This window comes from Xanthobacter autotrophicus (assembly GCF_030015065.1).
Taxonomy (GTDB): domain Bacteria; phylum Pseudomonadota; class Alphaproteobacteria; order Rhizobiales; family Xanthobacteraceae; genus Xanthobacter; species Xanthobacter autotrophicus_D.
The window spans coordinates 1-3,132 of sequence record NZ_JAIVFN010000215.1 but is presented as its reverse complement, the minus strand read 5'-3'; the positions used below and the strand labels follow the sequence as shown (position 1 = coordinate 3,132).

Annotated in this window: 4 protein-coding genes; all 4 read right to left on the bottom strand. The window is 63.5% G+C overall.

What is annotated here, in order from left to right; genetic code table 11:
- A partial coding sequence (locus tag K9U40_RS22390) for a type IV secretion system protein (protein ID WP_432715931.1) occupies positions 1-173 on the bottom strand: 173 nt, incomplete at its 3' end.
- A complete protein-coding gene (locus tag K9U40_RS22385) occupies positions 173-2,536 on the bottom strand; it encodes a VirB4 family type IV secretion/conjugal transfer ATPase (protein WP_282892308.1) in 2,364 nt (787 codons plus the stop codon). The genes K9U40_RS22385 and K9U40_RS22390, both read right to left, overlap by 1 nt.
- Positions 2,529-2,867: a type IV secretion system protein VirB3 gene (locus tag K9U40_RS22380; RefSeq protein ID WP_282639142.1), complete on the bottom strand. Its 339-nt coding sequence runs from the start codon at positions 2,865-2,867 to the stop codon at positions 2,529-2,531. The genes K9U40_RS22385 and K9U40_RS22380 overlap by 8 nt, the downstream gene beginning before the upstream one ends.
- A gap of 5 nt (positions 2,868-2,872) precedes the next feature.
- The gene (locus tag K9U40_RS22375; RefSeq protein ID WP_282892309.1) at positions 2,873-3,115 is read right to left on the bottom strand and encodes a TrbC/VirB2 family protein; all 243 of its coding nucleotides are present in this window, start codon (positions 3,113-3,115) and stop codon (positions 2,873-2,875) included.
- Between the last annotated feature and the right edge of the window lie 17 nt (positions 3,116-3,132).

The following is a 3,132-nucleotide window of genomic DNA, read 5'->3' as shown; positions in this document are numbered from 1 at the left end:
GCCTGCTGAAGCTGCTGGTTCAAAGTGTCGAGCTGGGATTTGAGTTGCGCAATGCTCTCCAGCTGCTTGGCAAGGGCGGCTTGGTCGATCACGGGGATGCCCTGCGCATCGGCCGCGCCGGCGGAGATACAGAGCGCGGCCGTGGCCGCCAGCAGCATGGTGCGTGTGGACATCAGCCGGCACTCCTTCTTTGCTGGAACAGGGAGAGCCAGGTCTCGCTGCTGCCGCCCTCGGCGCGGATCGCGTCGGCCAGTTCCACATTGGCGGTGCGGCCGGAAAGGATGGCGAGCTCGTCGTCGAAGCCGGTGAGGTTCAGCTCGGCGACGACGCTGTTGTGCCCCTGTTTGACGATGAAGCGGCGGCTCTCCGGGGACAGCTCGCGCGCGACGAGCTCATATTCCCGCTCGGTGAGATTGAAGCCATCCACGTAGTCGACATGACTGCCGCGTGGGTTCGGCATGAAGATCTGCGTGGGGCATTGTTCGATAATGGTGTGGGCGATCGGCGAGGCGATGGCGTCGCGCGGGCTCTGTGTCGCGAACAGCATGAGACCGCCCTGCTTCCGGATGGTCTTGAGCTTGTTCTGGGCGAGATCGCGGAAGCCCTCGTCGAGCAGCGCCTTCCAGAATTCATCGATGACGATGATGATGCGGCGGCCGTCAATCAACTGCTCCACCCGGTGGAACAGGTAGGCCATGAGTGGCGTGCGGATCTCCTCGTTATCGAGGAAATCCGTCATATCGTAGCCGAGGAACTTGGCGCCGATGCCGATGTCGTCGGTCTCATTGTCGAAGACCCAGCCGAGGGGCCCTCCCCTCTCCCAACGCCGCAGCCGGGCGGCAATGCCCTCCGGGTCGGTGTTGTTGAGGAAGGTGCGCAACGCGCCGATGGTGCGCCGCTGGACCGGGAGGTCCGCGAGGCCGTCGACGGCGCCGGCGATGTCGCGTAGGTCGCTCACGGAAAGCTCACGCGACTTCGAACCGACAAGCTTGGCGATCCATTGCGCCAGGAACACCTTGTTCTCCGGTGTAAGCTGGAGCCCCTTCAGCGGCGCGCAGCCGGTCGGCACACCATTCTTCAGCGGCAGATACGTGCCACCGGCGGCCCGCACGAAAAGGTCGGCGCCACGGTCCTTGTCGAAGAACACCATGTGGGGATCGTGCTTCTCGAGCTGCGAGAGCATGAAGTTCAGGATGACGGTCTTGCCGGATCCAGAGGGGCCGCACACGAAGGTGTTGCCGAGATCACCATGGTGGAAGTTGAAATAGAACGGCGAGCCCGAGGCCGTCTTCAGCATCGCGACGGCCGGTCCCCACTCGTTGCCTTCCTTCCTGCCCACCGGATAGGAATGAAAGGGTGACAGCGCAGCGAAGTTGCGCGACGTGATCGCGCCGGAGCGGGCTCGATAGCGGAAGTTGCCCGGCAACTGTGCCCACCAGGCTGCTTCGAGCCCGAGGTCCTCGCGCGCCACAACGGCACCGCCGTTGGTCAGATGAGAGCGTGCCTTCGCCAGATTGTCGGTGAGGTCCTTCACCGAGGGGGCGAAGACCGACAGCGTTAGGTGATGCTCGCCCAGCACGAAGCGATTGGATTCCAGATCGTCCAGCGCGCCATCGAGTTCTTCGACCTGCGAACTCGCCTTGTCGCCGGCGCTCACCATCTGGTTTTGCTTGCGTCCGAGAATGATCCGGGCATCGGCCTTCGAGGCGAAAGCGAAGGACTGCGTCAGGATAAGCTCGAACGGCGTGGTGAGGACGCCGCCGAGCATGCCGGGCCTCGTCCGGGCGGGATATTCCTTGAAGCTGAAGATGCCCGCATAGCGGGTCTCGGCCTCGTGGCGGATCTCCACCGTCTCGCGCCCGATGATGACACGGTCGGAATAGATCGCAGATGAAACCCGTCCCTCCGTGAGGGGCACCCGCTCCCGCCGGCCTCCGATGATCTGGTGCAGCACCTCGCTCGGCTCTGAAAACAGCAGGCCGTCGTGCTCGTAGAGAGAAAGGACCCGCGGCTGGAAACGCTTGAGGCCGGCGGTCACGTCGGTGACCTTGTCGTGGAGCTGCTTCAGCGCTTCTTCGTCGAGCTCCCGTCCCGCCCTGCGCGCCCTGCGAAGGCGGGACAGGAGCTTCGTCATCTTCTCAGCGGGATCGCGGGTTGGATGCCAGAGCAAGGTCAGATAGAGGTCGTTGCGAAACAGGTCCTCCTCCACCATGCGGGCGCGATATTTTGCGTTCAGGGTCGCGGAGAAGGGATTGGCGAACGCTCCATCGGGATAGTCGTTGTCGCGGCGGCGGATGATGTGGGTCCACAGCGCAAGGCGTTCGTCGGCGAGATTGCGGTAGAGGGTGTTGAGATCGCGGTGAAGATCGTTGAGGTCGAGCGGATCGGCGGTCTCGAACGACACGCCGTCGAGGGCAATCATGACCATCATCGCTCGGGAATCGAGCGCGATCGTCGTCTCGTCCACGTGGCGGACATACGGGATAAAGGTTTCGGGCTCGAGCTCCCGGGCTTTGACGATGGCGACGCTAGGCAAGGCCGAGGTCCTTTTCGTTGTAGCGTCTCACGAGCTTGAGGGGCGTGAGGGTCGTGCCGGCCCAGAAGGCCCCGTTGCGCGAGCGGCCGCGGGTTTCAACCCAGGCCAGCAGGACGCGGAACATGTTGTGGTCGTGCTTCACCAGGGTCTTGAACACGAGGTGAAACACGACGCCGACGAGGGCGTAGGCAATGGAACCTGCGAGGATGTAGAGCAGCGTGGTCAGGATGACGTTGACGCCCATGGCCTCCATGGTCACGCCAGCGACCATCGCCGGCCGTGTGCAGGCCAGGAACAGTGTGTCCTCCTCGAGGGGCACCGTCTTCGTCATGGCCGTCAGCCGCCTGAGATCGTGCTGACGAGCTGAGCTGCTCCGAAGATGATGCCGATCCCCAGCACCACATAGGCAGCTTTGCGCAAATCCAAATAACCAAACATCCAGGCGATGCCGACGACGATCACGGCGATCGTCGCCAGGAGCTTCGCGACATTGCCCGTGAGCAGGGTGACGATGTTCTGCAGAACGGTCTCGATACCGCCTCCGGTTGCCTGGGCGGCGGCCGGTTCCGCCATCCCGATCGCAAATACGGTCGCCA